This window comes from Microbacterium terrisoli, from assembly GCF_030866805.1.
In the GTDB taxonomy this organism is placed as follows: Bacteria; Actinomycetota; Actinomycetes; order Actinomycetales; family Microbacteriaceae; genus Microbacterium; species Microbacterium terrisoli.
On record NZ_CP133019.1, the window covers coordinates 54667 to 73417 of the forward strand.

Consider the following 18751-nt stretch of genomic DNA (forward strand, 5'->3'; position numbering starts at 1 on the left):
GCTCCGCGCGCGGCGGGAGGTAGCATCGAGGCGATGAGTCAGCGCAGAGCCACCCTGGCCGACGTCGCACGTGCGGCGGGCGTCGCACCGTCGACGGCGTCGGTCGTCTTCAGCGGCAGGACGGCGGTCGCCGATGCCACGCGCCGACGCGTTCTGGATGCGGCGGCATCCCTCGGCTATACGGGCCCGGACCCACGCGCGGCCTCGCTGCGGCGGGGACGCAGCGGCATCGTCGGCGTGGTGTTCCAGGCCCCGCTGGGCACGGTGTTCCTCGACCCGGTGACGCGTCTGATGATGGACGGCATCGCCGACGGGGTCGCGCCGCTGGGCGCCGGCCTGCTGCTGCTGCGCGACGACGAACCCGCACCGGAGCCCGCGTCGGGGCGCGGGGTGCAGGGTGGACCACCGGCCGCGACGCTGACCACGGCGCCGCTGGATGCGGCCGTGCTGATCGGATGCAACTCCGGCATGCACGCTGAGTTGGACGTACTGGCAGCCCGCGGCGTGCCGGTCGTCGTCATCGAGGGCGACGCCGGTGACGAGGTCACCCGCATCACGCTCGACAACACCGAGGCGCAGGAGCAGATGGCCCGCCACGTGAGCCGCCTGGGCCACGTCCGTGTGGCGATGCTGACTCTGCCGCGCAATGCCGCACGCGAGCGCGGATGGCTCGCCGACGATGCCGCTGTCACCGTGGATGTCACGCGGGATCGGCTGGCCGGATTCCGCGCCGTCTACCCCGATGCCTCCGTGTTCACGGCCGCCGCGAGTTCGATCGATGAGGGGCTCGTGGCCGGGCGCGTGCTGTTCGCCGACGCTGCAACCCGGCCCACCGCGGTCATCGCGCAGAGCGACCTGCTCGCCGCCGGCGTGATCCGCGCGGCCGAAGAGGCCGGGCTGAGCGTTCCGCACGACGTCAGCGTGACGGGATTCGACGGCGTCATCGTCGACGGTCTCACCGAGCACGTGCTGACCACGATGGAGCAGCCGGCGTCCGACAAGGGACGTGCGGCCGGCCAGGCGGTCACGGCGATGCTGCAGGGCCGGGATGCCGCATCCTTCCGCTTCACGTGCACATTCCGCGACGGCACGACCACGGCGCCGGCACCGTCACCGGCACCGGCGACTCGCTGAGCTCGTGTTATCGGGGCGTGCGCAGAAAGTAGGATGGGCTGAGACCCCCGACGCCTGAGGAGGCCGGATCGTGCTCGTCCTCCTCGCTGCGTTCGCCCTCGTTCCGCTGACGCTGCCCCTGTTCGTGCGTGCGCTCGGGGTGCGGGCGTTCTACATCGCCGCCGCGGTGCCGGCGATCGCATTCGTGCACACGGTGCTGCAGGCGCCCGCAGTGCTGGGCGGTGGCATTCGGTTCGAGACGTACCGCTGGATCCCGAGCCTCGGCATCCAGCTCTCCATGCGGATGGACGTGCTCAGCTGGGTCCTCACGCTCATCGTCACGGGCGTCGGTGCCGTGGTCCTGCTGTACTGCCGGTGGTATTTCGACGGGTCGACCGAGGGGATGGGCCAGTTCTCGGCCGTGCTGCTCGGCTTCGCCGGAGCGATGTACGGGCTTGTGCTGACCGACGACGTCGTCGTGCTGGTGATGCTCTGGGAGGTCACGAGCGTTCTGAGCTACCTGCTCATCGGCTTCTACCACCGGCGCGGGGCCAGCAGGCGCTCGGCGCTGCAGGCGCTGCTGGTCACGACGATCGGCGGACTCGTGATGCTCGTCGGGGTCGTGCTGCTCGTGGTCGCCTCGGGCACGACGGTGATGTCGAGCATCCTGGCCCACCCCCCGACCGGCCCGCTCGTGGATGCGGCGATCGTGCTGGTCCTCGTCGGCGCGCTGAGCAAATCGGCGATCTTCCCGTTCCACTTCTGGCTGCCCGGAGCGATGGCGGCCCCCACCCCGGTCAGCGCGTATCTGCACGCGGCGGCGATGGTCAAGGCCGGCATCTATCTGATCGCGCGGTTCGCTCCGGCCTTCGCCGCGGTTGCGCCGTGGCGGCCCGTGCTGATCGCACTCGGTGTGCTCACGATGCTGCTGGGCGGCCTCCAGGCGCTGCGTGAGACCGACCTCAAGCGCATTCTCGCCTACGGCACGGTCAGCCAGCTCGGACTGCTCACGGTCGTGCTCGGCTACGGCACCCGCGACGCAGCGCTGGCCGGGCTCGCCCTGCTGATCAGTCACGCGCTGTTCAAGTCGAGCCTGTTCCTGATCGTCGGCGTGATCGACCGTCAGCTGTCCACCCGTGACATCCGTGAGCTGTCCGGGCTCGGGCGGCAGGCGCCGGCGCTGGCTGCGGCAGCGATCGTGGCGGTGTGCTCGATGGCCGGTGTCATCCCGACGATCGGCTTCGCGGCGAAAGAGGGCGCGCTCGCCGCGCTGCTGCACGAGTCCGCCGGCGGCAGCGGATGGGGCACCGTCGCGCTGGTCGGAACGATCGCCGGTGCGGTCTTGACCGCGGCCTACGGCATCCGGTTCGTGTGGGGCGCGTTCTGGCGCAAGAGGGATGCCGCATCACGGGAGCACCTGCCCTCGACGGCGTGGCCGTCGCCCCCGGCGGGTTTCGTCGCCGCTCCGGTGCTGCTGGCGGGGCTGACCCTGGTCGTCGGGCTCGCGGCATCCTGGATCGATCCCGCACTCGCGCTGTATGCCGGCACCGTCCCGGCATCGACGCCCGGCGTCGTCGCGGCCGCTCCCGCGCACCTCGCGCTCTGGCACGGGTTCGAGGCCGCCCTGTGGATCTCGTTGGGCACGCTCGTCGTCGGCGCGCTCGTGTTCGCCGGCGCGCATGCGCTCGGCCTCGACCGCAGGGCGCACGTGCTGCCGTTCACCGCGGTCGGCGCCTACAACCTCGTGCTGCGCGGCATCGCGCGCTTGTCGCTCGCGGTCACTCGCGTCACGCAGCGCGGGTCGCTGCCCATCTATGTCGGCACGATCTTCGTCGTGCTGGTCGCCGCCGAAGGCACGGTGCTCGTCGCCGACCCGCACTGGCGCGGCCAGCTGGACGCGTGGCAGTCGCCGCTGCAGCTGTTCGTGGCGCCGGTGATGATCGTGGCCGGGCTGCTGGCCGTGGGTGCGCGCAAGCGCTACACCGGGGTCGTGCTCGTGTCGGTGACGGGCCTGGGCATGATCACGCTGTTCGCCACGAGCGGCGCACCCGACCTCGCCCTGACCCAGGTGCTCGTCGAGACGGTCACGATGATCACGTTCGCGCTCGTGCTGCGCCGCATCCCGTCGCGCATGGGCCAGCATCACGCCTCGGTCTGGCGGGTCTCGCGCGCCGTGCTGGGCGCCGCGGTGGGCCTGACCATGGCCGCCGTCGTGATCGTGGCCACCGGGGCGCGCGAAGCCGCGCCGATCTCGAAGAGCTTCCCCGAACTCGCCTACCGGCTGGGCCACGGCACGAACGTCGTCAACGTCGCCCTGGTCGACCTGCGCGGGTGGGACACGATGGGCGAGCTGTCGGTGCTGATCCTGGCCGCCACAGGCGTGGCATCCCTCGTCTTCGTCACCCACCGTGCCGATCTGCTGTCGTCGCTGTCGGCACTGCCCGAAGCCGTCGGGCGCTCGCGCCGCATCCTGATCGAGACCGACGAGGGCCTCAAGCGCCAGACGCGCGGTGGGAACGTCGCCGGCCGGCGTGCGTGGCTCGTGGGCGGTCAGCGGGTTCGGGCGGGGGAGCGGTCGATGATGCTCGAGGTGATCGTGCGGATCCTGTTCCACACGATCATCGTCGCCTCGCTGTATCTGCTGTTCGCCGGCCACAATCTGCCCGGCGGCGGCTTCGCCGGAGGGCTGGTCGCCGGCATGGCGCTGGTCATGCGCTACATCGCCGGCGGGGGCTACGAGCTGGGCGCCGCCGCCCCCACCGACGCCGGCCGGCTGCTCGGGGCCGGCATGGTCCTGGCGGTGGTGTGCACCGTCGCGCCGGTGTTCTTCGGCGCGGCTCCGCTGACCAGCGCCGTGTTCGGGGCCGACATCCCCGTGCTCGGGCACCTGGAGTTCGTCACCTCGACGATCTTCGACGTCGGCGTGTATCTGGTGGTCATCGGCCTGGTGCTCGACGTGCTGCGCAGCCTCGGCGCCGAAGTCGACCGGCGGCGGCTGGACCACTCGGACCACCCGGAGCACCCCGAGCACCCCGAGCACCCCGAGGCGGTGAGCACCCGGTGAGCGTCAGCGGCATCCTGATCGTCATCATGGCGGTGCTGTTCGCGTGCGGCGTCTACGCGATGCTCGAGCGCAGCCTCACCCGTGTGCTGATCGGGTTTCTGCTGCTGGGCAATGCCACCAACCTGCTGCTGCTGATCGTGATGGGCGCCCCGGGCATCGCGCCGTTCTTCGGGAGCGGCGACAAGGAACGGTTCAGTGATCCGCTGCCGCAGGCGCTGACCCTGACGGCGATCGTGATCACCTTCGCGGTCTCGGCGTTCCTGCTCGCGCTGATCTATCGGTCGTGGCAGCTCGGCCAGGCCGACACAGTCGAGGACGACGAAGACGACGTGGCCCTGCGCACTCCCGAGCACGGGACCGACGAGGACGCGCTGGACGACGAGGTCGAGGTCGAGGGCGCCGACGAAGAGATCACGACCGACTTCGTCGACATCCGCACGGCGCCGATCACCGTGCTGCACCGCCACGATCTGTCGGCGATCGACGATGACGCGCCCACGGATCAGGCACGCGTCGAGCCGCCCAATGACGACGACGGCCCGGGCGCCGACGGCCCGCACGACCAGAAGGGGGATGACGCGTGAACACCGCGATGGACGCACTGGTTCCGCTGATCGTCACTCTGCCCCTTCTGGGTGCGGGCATCGCGCTGGCCCTGGCCCGGCACCGTCGCGCGCAGATCATGACATCGGTCATCACCCTGTCGGCGGTGCTGGTGATCGCCGCGATCCTGCTGGTGGCGGTGGATGCCTCGAACACGCCGATCGCGGTCTCCGTCGGCGGCTGGCCCGTGCCGTTCGGCATCGTGCTGTACGTCGACCGGTTCGCAGCGCTCCTGGTCGGAGTCTCCGCCATCGTCCTGCTGTCGGTGCTGCTGTTCTCAGTGGGCCAGGGCTCGGCGGACGGCGACGACGAGACGCCGGTGTCGATCTTCCACCCGACCTACCTGATTCTCGCCGCCGGCATCTTCGACGCCTTCATCGCCGGCGACCTGTTCAACCTCTACGTCGGGTTCGAGATGCTGCTGGTCGCCTCGTATGTGCTGATCACGCTGGGCGGCACCGAGTCGCGCATCCGCACCGGCGTCGTGTACATCGTCGTGTCGCTGGTGTCATCGATCCTGTTCCTCGCGGCGATCGCCATGATCTACGGCGCCGTCGGCACGGTCAACATGGCACAGGTCTCCGAACGCATCGCGCAGCTGCCGGCATCCACTCAACTGGTGCTGCACCTGATGCTGTTGATCGCGTTCGCGATCAAGGCGGCGGTGTTCCCGCTGTCGTTCTGGCTGCCCGACTCGTACCCGACCGCGCCCGCGCCGGTGACCGCCGTGTTCGCGGGGCTTCTGACCAAGGTCGGCGTGTACGCGATGATCCGCACCGAGACGCAGCTGTTCGCCTCGAGCGACGTCAACACGCTGCTGCTGATCGTGGGCCTTGCCACGATGGTCGTCGGCATTCTCGGGGCGCTCGCGCAGGCCGAGCTCAAGCGCATCCTGTCGTTCACGCTGGTCAGCCACGTCGGCTACATGGTGTTCGGCCTGGCGATCGCGACGCCGGCGGGGCTGGGCGCCGTCGCGTACTACATCGTGCACCACATCGTCGTGCAGACCACGCTGTTCCTGGCCGTCGGGCTCATCGAACGGCGGGCGGGCTCGACATCCATCCTGCGCGTGCGCGGGCTCATGCGCGCAGCGCCCGTTCTGGCGGTGCTGTTCTTCATTCCGGCGATCAACCTCGGCGGCCTGCCGCCGTTCTCGGGGTTCATCGGAAAGTACGCGCTGTTCGCCGCAGCGGCGCAGGTGGGCACGCCGCTGATGATCGTGCTCATCGTCGGCGGGATCGTCACGTCGCTGCTGACGCTGTACGCGCTGATGCGCGCGTGGAACCTGTCGTTCTGGCGCGAGCATGGCGAGACCGAGCCCGACGTCGAGACCCTCGAGCGCGTCGAGTATCTGAAGACCGCGCCGGCGGCGGCCGTGCAGACCGAGCGGCGCGTGATCCCGCGGATCATGACCGTGGCAACCGCCGGAATGGTGGCCGTCACCATCGCGCTGACCGTGTTCGCAGGACCCTTGTACGACCTGTGTGCGCGCATCGGCACGGGCCTGTCGCAGCCGGTGCACCTTCAGCAATTGCAGCAGGAGGCGGACGAATGAAGCAGTTCGTGCACACCATGTGGCGCCAGCTGCCGTTCTTCGTGTGGCTCATCGCGCTGTGGATGCTGCTGTGGGGCCAGTTCACGGTGCTGGCGGCCGTGACCGGTCTGATCGTCGCGGCGTTCGTCACCCGGGTGTTCCGGCTGCCGCCGGTCGAGCTGTCGGGACGCATCAACCTCTGGTGGGCGCTGGCCTACATCGTGCAGTTCCTGGGCGCCGTCGTCGTCGGGTCGCTGACGGTGGCGTGGCAGACGATCGACCTGCGCCGCCAGCCGGGGGCCGCCGTGATCGCCGTGCCGATGCGGTGCGATGACGACCTGATCATGACGCACGTCGGGGTGACAGCATCCCTCATCCCGGGGTCGCTGGTCGTGCACACCGACCACGACCGGCGCATTCTGTACCTGCACTTCATCGGCGTGCGCTCGATGGCCGACGTCGAGAAGCAGCGCACACGGGTGCTGCTGTGGGAGGAGCGGATCGTCCGGGCGGTCGGTTCGCGGGCGCAGCTGGATGCCCTGCGGGCCGTGAAGGCGGCTGCCGTGCAGCCGGGTGGCGGGGGCGTCGCGGGAGAGGACCGATGATGACGTGGCTGATGGTGGTTATCGCCGCGGTGTTCGCGGCCGCCGCGCTGGTGACCCTGTGGCGCATCGTGCGGGGGCCGTCGATCCTCGACCGCGCGGTGGCCGCCGACGTGCTGCTGACCGAAGTGATGTGCGTGCTGGGGGCCGACATGGTGTTCAACCACCACACCCGGACGCTCCCGGTGCTGCTGATCATCGCGGCGGTGGGCGTGTTCGGCTCGATCGCGATCGCGCGGTTCGTCGCGCGGAAAGACCAGGGGTGAGTGCCGTGGATGCCGTGCTGGATGTCGTGGCCGCGCTGCTTGTGCTGGTCGGGGCGCTCCTGTGCCTGACCGCGGCGATCGGTGTGGCGCGGTTCAAGGACGTGCCCACGCGCCTGCACGCGGCGACCAAGCCGCAGGTGCTCGGCGTGATGCTCATCTGCCTGGCGATCGTGCTGGCGCTGCGGTCGTGGCAGGTGACGGCGTTTCTGGTTCCCGTCGTGCTGATCCAGATGGCCACGGCGCCGTTGGCCGCGCACATGGTGGGCCGGCAGGCCTACCGCAACGGCCGGATCGACCGCCCGTCGATGGTCGCCGACGAGCTCGCCGATTCCGAGGCCGCGCCCCCCGCGCGTGCTGAACGTGAGCCCGGCTCCCGCGGTGGCCCCGAGCCCCGACGGTGAGATGTACTCTCGCGGGTCGGCGGGTCGTCGGCCGGGCGGGTCGTCGGGTCGTCGGGTCGGCGGGCCGGGTCAGTACCAGCCGGTGGACTGGGAGTGGCCCCACGCGCCGCACGGCGTGCCGTAGCGAGCCTTGATGTAGCCGAGGCCCCACGCGACCTGCACGCGGGCGCTGTTCTGCCAGCCGGCACCCATCTTCGACCCGGGGAGGGCCTGCGGGATGCCGTAGGCGCCGCTCGGATTGGCGGCGTGGACGCGCCAGCCGGACTCGCGGTTCCACAGCGAGTTCAGGCACTGGAACTGGTCGCCGCCCCAACCGTAGCGGCTGGCCATGAGGCTGCGGGCGTATGCGCGCGCGGCCGACGGCGAGTTGTCGCCGGTGCCCCCGCTGACCGAAGCCGGCGCAGAGTTCGATGACCGACGCTGGTACGCCTGCTGGGCGGCGGCTGCCTTGCGGGCGGCAGCCGCTTTCGCGGCCTTCTCTTTCGCGGCCTTCTCCTTCGCGGCCTTGATCTTGGCGGCTTTGATCTTGGCGGCCTTGATGGCGGCTGCCTTGTCGTACGCGACGACCTGGGCGGCCACGGTCGCGGTCATCTCGCGCAGTTGATCGGTCAGCACCTGTGCGGTGGCCACCGACATCGTCGGAGACTTCTGCAGGAGCACGATCCGCATGTCGAGGCTCGCTGTGCTGACCTTGCCCTCGGCAAGCTCCGAGGTGCCCTGGGCGACGCTCGCGAAGTAGGCGGCGTTCTGGTCGACGGGGCGGAGTACGGGAATGGAGATGTGGGTCTGTGCGTCTGCGGCAGTCGGCGCGGGAGCCGCGGCGGCAGAGGCGGGGATGGCGATGACGCCGAGTGTGGCCGCGATGGACACGGCGGTGAAAACAGACTTCTGCGGAAGGGTCAGGCTGCGGATGCGCACAAGGTTCCGATGTTCGGGCTGTCCCATCGTGCGTGTCGTCGACCGGGGGGCGACGGGCTACGGGTTCGCACTCAGCGGGTGCGACTCGTGACGGGCTGGTCGTCTCGGCACGGCAGTGATCGCGCGGCGTGTTCGGGAACATGTCGCGTGTCGAACCGACGTCTGTCGGCTGCTGGGGCCGTCCGGCCGCGTGGCCGAACCGGGACATCCACCGCTCGACTCGGGTGCCGGGAGGCGGACCGGTCCACCGTAGGAGCGGTTTCTGGACGGTTCATCCAAGCTTGCTGACCGTCTCATGCACGCGGCACGTACCGGTGATCCGGACCGCCGGTGATCAGCCCCGGGCGGCGCGGTTCTTCGTGTGCTTCGTCGGCGTCGCGGTCCAGGGATCCTCGGGCCACGGATGCTTGGGGTAGCGCCCGCGCATCTGCGCTCGCACCTGCGCGTACGGGCCGGACCAGAACGAGGCCAGATCGTCGGTCGTCGCCAGCGGATGCCCCGCAGGGGACAGCAGCTGGAACAGCACCGGCATCCTGCCGCCGGCCAGCCGCGGGGTCTCGGCCCAGCCGAAGCACTCCTGCAGTTTGACGGCGATGACGGGGCGTGCGGTCGGATCGTCCAGCGGCGGGTAGGCGATGCGGATGCGGGATCCGCTGGGCACTTCGAGTCGTTCCGGGGCGAGCTCGTCGAGCTGCGCCGCGGCGGGCCAGGGCAGCAGGCGCCGCAGCGCAGAGGTCAGGTCCAATCGCTCGACAGGAGTGCCGGTCGCGAGGGCGTCGAGCTCGGGCCCGAGCCATCCGTCCAGATCGCGCAGCAGACCCGCATCCGACACATCCGGCCACGGCGCGCCCAGCTCGCGATGCAGCAGACCGAGCCGTCTGCGCAGGGAGTCGCCGGCATCCGTCCAGGTGAACAGCCCCAGTCCGTCGCGTAGGAGAGCGCGGCGCACGGCGTCTCGACCCTCGCGCGCCGATGCACGCACCGGTGCCGACGAACGCACGATCGCCCCGACACGGCGCTCGCGGCGCGCGTGCACACGGTTGCCTGAGAACTCCGCCTCGACGCGGTCGCTCATCAGATGGCTCGCTGCCTGTTCCATCTGCCGTTCGGTGAGAGGTGCAGCGGCACGGATCACCGCGCCCGAACCGGCGGCGGCGCCGCTGGAGAGACGGGCGACCTGCGCCACGGCCAGCCACTCGGCGTCTGCGAGTGATCCGCGCACTCCGGCCCGTGTGCCCGACGCCAGCAAGAACGTCGCGCCCTCTGCGGTGCGCGTCATCCGCCGTGCGATGCGTTCGGGGAACGCCAGCGCGATGACCAGCCCGACGCCGTCCACCGGTCGTGTGCTGTGCGAGGGCGTGGCGAAGCGCTCGAGCCGGGTGACCTCGCGCGCCCAGCGCGCGGCATCCGCCCCTCGGCCTCCGCGCAGCGCCACGACGGCGTGTGCGACATCGGCATCGGTGATCCGGATGTCGCTCTGCAGCAGCGCGACCACCTCGGCCGCCACCCGCGGGCCGACCAGCGGGCCGCCGTCACGCAGTGCCCGGGCCAGCCGCGGATCGACCGGGATGCGGGCGAGCGCCCGTCCTTCGGCGGTCGCACGCCGGTCGGCGTCGATCGCGCCGAGCCCCTCGAGAACCGCGTGCGCCTCGGCGAGGCTGTCGGCCGGCGGCGGGTCGATCATCCGCAGCCCGGCCCCGCCCGGTGCACCCCAGCAGGCCAGCAGCAGCGCAGCATCGACCAGGTCGGTCGTCGCGATCTCGGGCGCGGGCCGGGCCGGTGAAGCCGCGTAGGTGCGCTCGTCCACGCAGCGGATCACCGTGCCGGGGCCTTGCCGCGTCGCACGCCCGGCACGCTGCACTGACGAGCTGCGGGATGCCGCGGAGGTGACCAGTCCGCTCATCCCCCGCGTCGCATCCCGCCGCGGCTGCCGGGACAGGCAGCTGTCGACCACCAGTCGCACGCCGGGGACGGTGAGTGACGACTCGGCCAGCGACGTCGCCACGATGATCCGCGGTTCCTGATCTGCCGACCGTCCGCGGATCACGGCATCCTGCTGGGCGGACGACAGCTGCCCGTGCAGCTCGCGCACATCGAACCCGTCCGCGAGCCGGCGGATGCGGCTGGAGGTCTCGGCGACCTCGCGTGCCCCGGGCAGGAAGACCAGCACATCGGCCGTCCGGTCATCGACGGCCAGCTCGCGGGCAGCGGTGGCCGTCGTGTGTGCGACGTGATCGAGAAAGGATCGTGTGACGCCGTGGTCGTCGAGGCGTGGACCGGGGCTGGGAGCCCAGCGCTCGGTGAGCGGGAAGGCCGGCACCTGATGGGTGACCACGGCGGCGGGCGCGGCATCCGTTCCGAGAACGCCGGCGATGCGTTCGGCGTCGAGAGTGGCCGACATTGCCACCAGGGTGAGGTCGTCGCGCACCTCGCGCACCTCGCCGAGCATCCCGATCAGCAGGTCGGTCTGCAGTGCGCGCTCGTGCACCTCGTCGATGATGACGGCGCCCGTGCCGTCCAGGACCGGATCGTTCAGCAGGCGGCGGAGCAGCACGCCTGCCGTGACGAACTCGACGAGCGTGCCGGGGCCTGCCTTGCGCTCGCCGCGGACGGTGAAGCCGACTCGAGATCCCAGCGGCGATCCGTCGAGCTGCGCGAGCCGCCGGGCAGCAGCGCGGACGGCGACCCGACGCGGCTGGGTCACGATCACGCGGCCGCGGGTGCGGCCGGCCAGCAGCGGCGGCACCAGAGTCGTCTTGCCGGTGCCGGGCGGGGCGCTCACGACGACCGACGGGTTTGCATTCAGGGCCGCGTTCAGCTCGCGGAGGGCCGATGCGAACGACAGCCCGTCGCCGATCCGGGCCAGGTCGAACCCCGCGTGCACCATCCCCCCAGTCTGCCCGGGGCAGCGCGGCCCCGCCGACGCGCGACTCCCTAGGGAATCGGCGACTTCATACGCGATGGCCTGTTGATTCGCCGACACCCTAGGGATTGAGTACGAGGGTGTGGGTTGCGGCGGCCTTCACAGCCTTCGGTGAGAACGGCCAAGGCAACCCCTCGAAGTGCTGCCAGGCGTCGACCTGGTCGTTGTAGTTCGGGTGGAAGGCGTGGCCGCTCTGGCCGGTGAGGTTCGTCCAGGTCGAAGCGTTCAGATCCGACAGGTCGACCACCATGCGCATCGACGGCAGGGTGTTCACGCCGAAGCCTTCGCCGATCACCCAGCCCGTGGCATCCACCACACTCGACCCGCCGCCGACGGCGAACGGGCCGCGGTTGAAGGCCCATTCCAGCGGCGCGATGCCGCTCGAACCGAACGTCGCATTGGTGAGCGTCAGCGTGTGGATGCCGCCCCAGCTCCATCGGTCCAGGTTGTCGCCTTGGAGCTTCACGAGCCGGTGGTAGGCGTCGGTGGCGGCCTTGACGAGCATCGCCCGCTGATCGCTGACGCCGATCTTCTCGTTGGTCCACCACGACGATTCCGGCTGGCCGAGCAGCGTGTCCACAACGAGGAACAGCCGTCCCTGACCGGTCACCGGCGCCGGGTGCTCGCGCCGCGAGAACAGGTCCTGCGCCAACTCGTCCCAGACGACGTTGGCATAGGCGGCCGCCGCCGAGTTCACGTCGTTGCGGCCGTCCCACATCTTGAACAGGTCGAGGGCGGCCTGCACGTCCTTGTCGTCGACGGCGAGGTCCTGGTAGGCCGCGATGAGCTTCTTGCCGATCCAGAAGTCGGTGTCGGCCTGGATCGCGCGCATGTCGTCGATGGTCAGCTTGTGCGACACCGACGTGCTCTTGATCAGGGCGCCGATGCGCGCAGCACGCCACCCGTAATCCCAGTCGTTGGTGAGGAAGTAGGGGTAACCCGCCCCGACGACGGCGTTGTTGGCCGTGACGATGTATCCGGAATCAGGGTTGTACGACACCGGCAGCTTGTCGAACGGGATGAAGCCCTTCCAGTCGTATTTCGAGTCCCAGCCCGGCTGCGGCATTGACCCGTCGCCGGCGCCGCGGATCGGCAGCTTTCCGGGCGACTGGTAGCCGATGTTGCCCTCCTGATCGGCGTAGATCAGGTTCTGCGCCGGAACGTCGAACTGCTGTGCGGCGGCGCGGAAGCCGGCGAAGTCCTGCGCGAGATCGAGCGTGAAGATGGACTCGGCCGTCGTGCCGGGCGTCAGGGCCGTCCACTTCAATGCCACGGCGGTGTCGCCGGGCGGCATGTTCGCGGGTGGCGTGACCGTGCCGCCGGTGCCGACGTACGGGTCTTCGGCGATCGATGCGTCATCGTCGTTCGTGCTGGAGATGATCGGCCCGTTGTTCGTGGACCGGATCTCGAGGTCGACGTCGTCGCCGCCGGCGACCTCGATCGTCTCGTGCGTCACCTGCAGCGGGACAAGCTTGCCGTCGCGCCAGTACTTGTCGCCCTGCACGCGCTCGAGGTACAGGTCGGCAACGTCGCTGGTCAGGTTCGTGAACCCCCACGCGATCTTCTGGTTGTGCCCGATGATCACACCCGGAACGCCCGAGAACCCGAAGCCTGCCACATCGAACGGGCAGGCCTGCGACACCGTGCGGCACTTCAGGTCGGTCTGCACCCAGATGCTCGGCATCGCCTCGCCGAGGTGCGGGTCGTTGGCCAGCAGCGGCTTGCCGCTCTCGGTCAGATCGCCCGAGACGACCCACGAGTTCGACCCCACGCCTTCACCGACGTTGCCGACCAGGGCGCTGGCGGCCTCGATCACCGAGCCGACCTTCTTCCACTGCAATGACGCGGTGTCGACCGACAGGGCCGGTGACTTCGCCGTGGGCACGTCGGTCGACAGCGTCGGCACGATCACCGGGTTCTTCTCGAACGGGTACTTCGGGTACAGCTCGTTGATCTGCTGCTGCGAGTAGTTCTGGGCGAGCTGTGCGCGTGAGGTCTCTTCGATCAGGTTCGACCGCAGGTCCCAGGCCATCGCCTTCAGCCACGCGAGCGAATCGGCGATCGTCCACTTCTCGACCGTGTAGCCGGGGTTCTGCACACCGAGGATCGCGTACTCGACCGACAGTGCTGCACCCTTGTGGTCGGCGAGGTAGGCATTCACGCCGTCCGCATACGCCTGGTAGTACGCCTTGGCGTCGGGTGAGAGCAGCCCGACCTCCTTCTCGGCGACCTTGCGCCACCCGAGCGTGCGCAGGAACTTGTCGGTGCCCAGCTGCGACTCGCCGAACAGCTCCGACAGACGACCCGCGGTCACGTGCCGGCGGAAGTCCATCTCGAAGAACCGGTCCTGCGCGTGCACATACCCCTGCGCGAAGAAGAGGTCGTGCGTGTCGTCGGCGGTGATGGTCGGGATGCCGCGGTCATCGCGCTGCACAGTCACCTGGCTGTGCAGTCCCTTGGCTGTGACGGCGCCGTCGAGGGTGGGGAACGATCGCTGCACGACATAGACGAGGAATCCTGCTGCCACCAGTGCGATGACGATCAGTCCGGCCAGCACACTGAACAGCGTGATGCCGATCTTGCGGCCTCGGGACATCGTGCGGGTGCTCGTTGCGACCTCGCCCGTGCTCGTGGGGACGGTGTGCGCGGGCGCAGTCGAATGGCGACCGGTGGGATTCTTCGACATCGAAGCACTTTCGGTGTGGGGAACGGCGCTGTCGGGTAGCGCCGGCGTCTTGGCATCGTATCGCCCGACCGAAAAGAAGCCGAACCGTGCTCGGGATCGGTGTGCGGCCGGGGCGGTCAGCTGGCAGACTTCGTCCGCGTCGCTTTCAGAGTCGGAAGATTCATGAGAAGACTCTCGCAATTTCGATCGCAGTACTGATACCGTAACCAGCACAAGCGTGAGGTGGATGAGCAAGGACTTCTGCTTCATGAACGCATGGGGGTCGAGGGATGACTCCCGCGCATGGCCGTCGGGGGATGGTCGAACGGTGACCGATCACGGGGATCGGTCCCGCTGGGGATTTATCTGTCTGCTGGGGAGACATTCGCCAGGAGACCGTTGATGACTGCTCGCACCATCCGTCCACGACCTCGCGCGCTCGGACGGCGCGGCCTGGTCCCGCCAATCGCACTGGGTGCCGTCGCCGCGGTGGTGCTCGCAGGCGCTGTGGCGCTGCCGGCCCACGCTGCTTCCGTGGGCACGTCGAACGCCACCGGCCGATATCTCAGCGGTTCGCTCCTGGACCTCGACACCGATCTGGTCGCAGCGATCGGCGGCGTGTCGGCGTCGAGTACCGGCACCGCGGATCAGACGCAGGCGAATCCGCTGAATCTGAGCGCGCTGGGCAGCACTGTCACCCTCAACGTTCCCGGCGGCATCCAGCTGCCGTTGCAGATCGGCGACATCGGCGCCGTCTCGCAGTATGCACAGGCGCGCTCGGACGGGAGCAGCACGGGCGCATCGGGTCTGATCTCCGGCTCGGGCGGCATCGGGACCGGGGGGGATCCGACGCCGGGACCACTGCATCTCAACCTTGCACAGGCGGTGAGCTCGCTCTCGGGCACGCTGGCCACGCAGGCGGCGCAGCTGGCGAACCTCGATCTCATGATCGGGGCGACCACGGCCATCGCGAACCAGACTGCGCCCGCCGCGGCATCCGGTGACTATCGGATCGCGGACGCGAACCTCACGTTCACCAGCCCAGTGCTCGCCAATCTCACCGCGGACATCGACACGCAGGTCGCGAACGTGCAGAACGTCGTCGACGGGCTCGCCGGGTCGAGCGGCACGCTCGCAGGCGCGCTCGGCGGCCTGCTGAATTCGCTGGGCCTGCTGACGACCACCGTGAGCGTCGGGACGAGTGACCTGAACGCCGCGGTGGCGTCGCTTCTGACCGGCACCCTGTCGTCGCCGACCTACCCCGGCGTGACGATCGACCTGTCCACGGGGACAGTGTCGGTCGATCTCGCGCAGATCACCGCGCTCGAAGGCCTGGCGCCCAATACCGATCTGTTGACCGACACGGTCATCAACGCGATCGGCACCCGGATCACCGGGCTCGTACAAGAGCTGCTGACCAACGTGCAGACGAAGCTGACGCAGGTGACCGATGCGCTGTCCGTGAATGCATCGGTGAGCCTTCTCGGTGCGAATGTCGTGACCATCGACTCGACGATCTCGGCTCTGCGCAACGGCGATCTCACGGGTGTGTCGCTGGGCTCGGTGCCACTGCCGGGGGGCCTCGACCAGAGCGGGATCGTCGCGGCCCTGAATGCTCCACTGACGGCGGTGGGCACCGCGATCGGGGCGGTGGGCACGACGGTGCTCGCGCCCGTGACCAGCACGCTGGTTCCCGCGCTGAAACCGGTGCTGAATGCGGTGGTCACGCTGACGGCCAACAATCAGTCGACGTCCGGCGGCGTGTTCACCGAGACCGCGTTGCGCGCGACCGTGCTTCCGGCGGCGAACGCACTTCAGCTGAACGTCGCGAACGCGACGGTGGGTCCGAACGCTCTTCTGGCCACCCCGGTGATCTCATCGTTGACTCCGACGAGTGGTCCGACGGCGGGTGGCACGACGGTGACGATCACGGGCACCGGGTTTACTGGTGCGACGGCTGTGGACTTCGGTGGTGCTGCTGCCACGTTCACGGTGGTCAATGACACGCAGGTCACGGCGACTACGCCGGCGCATGCCGCCGGGCCTGTGGATGTGACGGTCACGACGCCCGGGGGGACGTCGGGACCGGGCACGTTCACGTTCGTGGCGCCGCCTGCCGCTCCGGTGATCTCGTCGTTGACTCCGACGAGTGGTCCGACGGCGGGTGGCACGGTCGTGACGATCACGGGCACTGGGTTTACTGGTGCGACGGCTGTCGCGTTCGGGACGGATGCTGCTGCCACGTTCACGGTGGTCAGTGACACGCAGGTCACGGCGACTACGCCGGCGCACGCCGCCGGGCCTGTGGATGTGACGGTCACGGCGCCCGGGGGGACGTCGGGACCGGGCACGTTCACGTTCGTGGCCCCGCCTGCTGCTCCTATCATCGCGGATCTGTCGCCGGATCAGGGTCCGACGGCGGGTGGCACGACGGTGACGGTCACGGGCACCGGGTTCACGGGTGCGACGGGTGTGACCTTCGATGGTGCGCCGGGTACGTCGTTCACGGTGGACAGTGACACGCAGATCACAGTGACCACGCCGGCGGGTTCGCCTGGTCCTGCGGATGTGGTGGTGCAGTCGCCGAATGGTGATTCTGCTCCGGGTACGTTCACGTTCGTGGCGCCGCCTGCCATCTCGACGATCGTGCCCGATCAGGGTCCGACGGCGGGTGGCACGGTCGTGATGATCACGGGCGTGGGCTTGGATGCTGCGACCGGGGTGACCTTCGATGGTGTGGCGGGAACGGCCTTGTCGGTTGTTGCTGGTGTCATCACGGTGACCACGCCTGCGCATGCAGCCGGCGCGGTGGATGTGGTGGTGCAGTCGCCGAACGGTGATTCTGCTCCGGGCACGTTCACGTATGTGGCGCCGCCTGCCGCTCCGGTGATCTCGTCGTTGACTCCGACGAGTGGTCCGACGGCGGGTGGCACGGTCGTGACGATCACGGGCACCGGTTTCACGGGTGCGACGGGTGTGACCTTCGATGGTGCGCCGGGTACGTCGTTCACGGTGGACAGTGACACGCAGATCACAGTGACCACGCCTGCGCATGCAGCCGGCGCGGTGGATGTGGTGGTGCAGTCGCCGAATGGTGATTCTGCTCCGGGCACGTTCACGTATGTGGCGCCGCCTGCCGCTCCGGTGATCTCGTCGTTGACTCCGACGAGTGGTCCGACGGCCGGTGGCACGGTCGTGACGATCACGGGCACCGGTTTCACGGGTGCGACTGCTGTCGCGTTCGGGACGGATGCTGCTGCCACGTTCACGGTGGTCAGTGACACGCAGATCACGGCGACTACGCCGGCGCACGCCGCCGGGCCTGTGGATGTGACGGTCACGGCGCCCGGGGGGACGTCGGGACCGGGCACGTTCACGTTCGTGGCCCCGCCTGCCATCTCGACGATCGTGCCCGATCAGGGTCCGACGGCGGGTGGCACGGTCGTGATGATCACGGGCGTGGGCTTGGATGCTGCGACTGGGGTGACCTTTGATGGTGTGGCGGGAACGGCCTTGTCGGTTGTTGCTGGTGTCATCACGGTGACCACGCCTGCGCATGCAGCCGGCGCGGTGGATGTGGTGGTGCAGTCGCCGAACGGTGATTCTGCCCCGGGCACGTTCACGTATGTCGCGCCGCCTGCCGCTCCTACCATCGCGGACCTGTCGCCAGATCAGGGTCCAACGGCGGGTGGCACGACGGTGACGATCACGGGCACCGGTTTCACGGGTGCGACGGCTGTGGACTTCGGTGGTGTTGCTGCCGGTTCGTTCACGGTGGTCAGTGACACGCAGATCACGGCGACTACGCCGGCGCACGCCGCCGGGCCTGTGGATGTGACGGTCACGGCGCCCGGGGGGACGTCGGGTCCGGGCACGTTCACGTTCGTGGCGCCGCCTGCCATCTCGACGATCGTGCCCGATCAGGGTCCGACGGCGGGTGGCACGGTCGTGATGATCACGGGCGTGGGCTTGGATGCTGCGACTGGGGTGACCTTTGATGGTGTGGCGGGAACGGCCTTGTCGGTTGTTGCTGGTGTCATCACGGTGACCACGCCTGCGCATGCAGCCGGCGCGGTGGATGTGGTGGTGCAGTCGCCGAATGGTGATTCTGCTCCGGGTACGTTCACGTATGTGGCCCCGCCTGCGGCTCCTGCCGTCACCGGAGTCGATCCTGATCAGGGTCCGACGGCGGGTGGCACGGTCGTGACGATCACGGGAACAGGGCTGGATGCCGCGACCGGGGTGACCTTCGACGGCGAGCCCGGCACGGACTTCTCGGTGACGGGCGGAGTGATCACGGTGACCACGCCGGCGGGTTCGGCTGGTCCCGCGGATGTGGTGGTGCAGTTGCCGAACGGTGACTCTGCCCCGGGCACGTTCACCTACGTCGCCCCGTCGACCGCGCCGGGGAACGGCGGTTCCGGCAACGGCGGCGCAGGTGGCAGCGGGGTCGGTGCGGGGGGCACCGGCTCCGTGAACGCCGGAGGGACACTGCCGGTCACCGGTGGTGACGCGGGGGTGGCGGGCGGTCTCGGACTGGTCGCACTGATGTTGACGCTGGCAGGTGCGGTGCTCATCATCGCCCGCAGGCGCAGTTCCATCCGGTGAGAGAAGGAGCGGAGAGCGCGACATATCGCGCTCTCCGCTCCACTGTCTGCAGAG

The 18751-nt window shown here is 69.4% G+C and carries 11 protein-coding genes; 8 read left to right on the top strand and 3 right to left on the bottom strand.

Annotation, left to right across the window (positions count from 1 at the left end):
- The first annotated feature begins 33 nt into the window (after positions 1-33).
- The 7 genes from QU603_RS00275 (at position 34) to mnhG (ending at position 7583) form a co-directional block, all read left to right on the top strand.
- Entirely contained in the window at positions 34-1134 is a 1101-nt protein-coding gene (locus QU603_RS00275; protein WP_308492498.1) for a LacI family DNA-binding transcriptional regulator, read from the top strand.
- A 70-nt stretch (positions 1135-1204) separates the two neighbouring features.
- Positions 1205-4177, top strand: coding sequence for a Na+/H+ antiporter subunit A (locus QU603_RS00280; RefSeq protein ID WP_308492499.1), 2973 nt, complete (start codon positions 1205-1207; stop codon positions 4175-4177).
- Positions 4174-4761, top strand: a complete 588-nt coding sequence (locus QU603_RS00285; protein ID WP_308492500.1) for a Na(+)/H(+) antiporter subunit C — start codon at positions 4174-4176, stop codon at positions 4759-4761. The genes QU603_RS00280 and QU603_RS00285 overlap by 4 nt, the downstream gene beginning before the upstream one ends.
- A gap of 8 nt (positions 4762-4769) precedes the next feature.
- Complete coding sequence (locus QU603_RS00290) at positions 4770-6335, top strand: Na+/H+ antiporter subunit D (protein WP_308493904.1); 1566 nt, start codon at positions 4770-4772, stop codon at positions 6333-6335.
- A complete protein-coding gene (locus tag QU603_RS00295; RefSeq protein ID WP_308492501.1) occupies positions 6332-6919 on the top strand; it encodes a Na+/H+ antiporter subunit E in 588 nt (195 codons plus the stop codon). The genes QU603_RS00290 and QU603_RS00295 overlap by 4 nt, the downstream gene beginning before the upstream one ends.
- On the top strand, positions 6916-7182 hold the full coding sequence (locus QU603_RS00300) for an MrpF/PhaF family protein (protein WP_370655316.1): 267 nt from the start codon (positions 6916-6918) through the stop codon (positions 7180-7182). The genes QU603_RS00295 and QU603_RS00300 overlap by 4 nt, the downstream gene beginning before the upstream one ends.
- Before the next feature lie 5 nt (positions 7183-7187).
- Positions 7188-7583 (top strand): monovalent cation/H(+) antiporter subunit G, encoded by a 396-nt coding sequence (mnhG, locus tag QU603_RS00305; RefSeq protein ID WP_308493906.1) that lies wholly within the window; start codon positions 7188-7190, stop codon positions 7581-7583.
- Between the two features lie 69 nt (positions 7584-7652).
- On the opposite strand, the gene QU603_RS00310 is transcribed toward mnhG, so the two are convergent.
- From QU603_RS00310 to QU603_RS00320, 3 genes are all read right to left on the bottom strand, one after another.
- Entirely contained in the window at positions 7653-8528 is an 876-nt protein-coding gene (locus QU603_RS00310; protein WP_308492502.1) for an aggregation-promoting factor C-terminal-like domain-containing protein, read from the bottom strand.
- A gap of 307 nt (positions 8529-8835) precedes the next feature.
- Positions 8836-11388, bottom strand: coding sequence for an ATP-dependent helicase HrpB (gene hrpB / locus QU603_RS00315; RefSeq protein ID WP_308492503.1), 2553 nt, complete (start codon positions 11386-11388; stop codon positions 8836-8838).
- A gap of 97 nt (positions 11389-11485) precedes the next feature.
- Complete coding sequence (locus QU603_RS00320; protein ID WP_308492504.1) at positions 11486-14110, bottom strand: penicillin acylase family protein; 2625 nt, start codon at positions 14108-14110, stop codon at positions 11486-11488.
- 513 nt (positions 14111-14623) lie between these two features.
- On the opposite strand from QU603_RS00320, the gene QU603_RS00325 reads away from it, so the two are divergent.
- Positions 14624-18697, top strand: a complete 4074-nt coding sequence (locus tag QU603_RS00325) for an IPT/TIG domain-containing protein (RefSeq protein ID WP_308492505.1) — start codon at positions 14624-14626, stop codon at positions 18695-18697.
- Positions 18698-18751 lie beyond the last annotated feature (54 nt).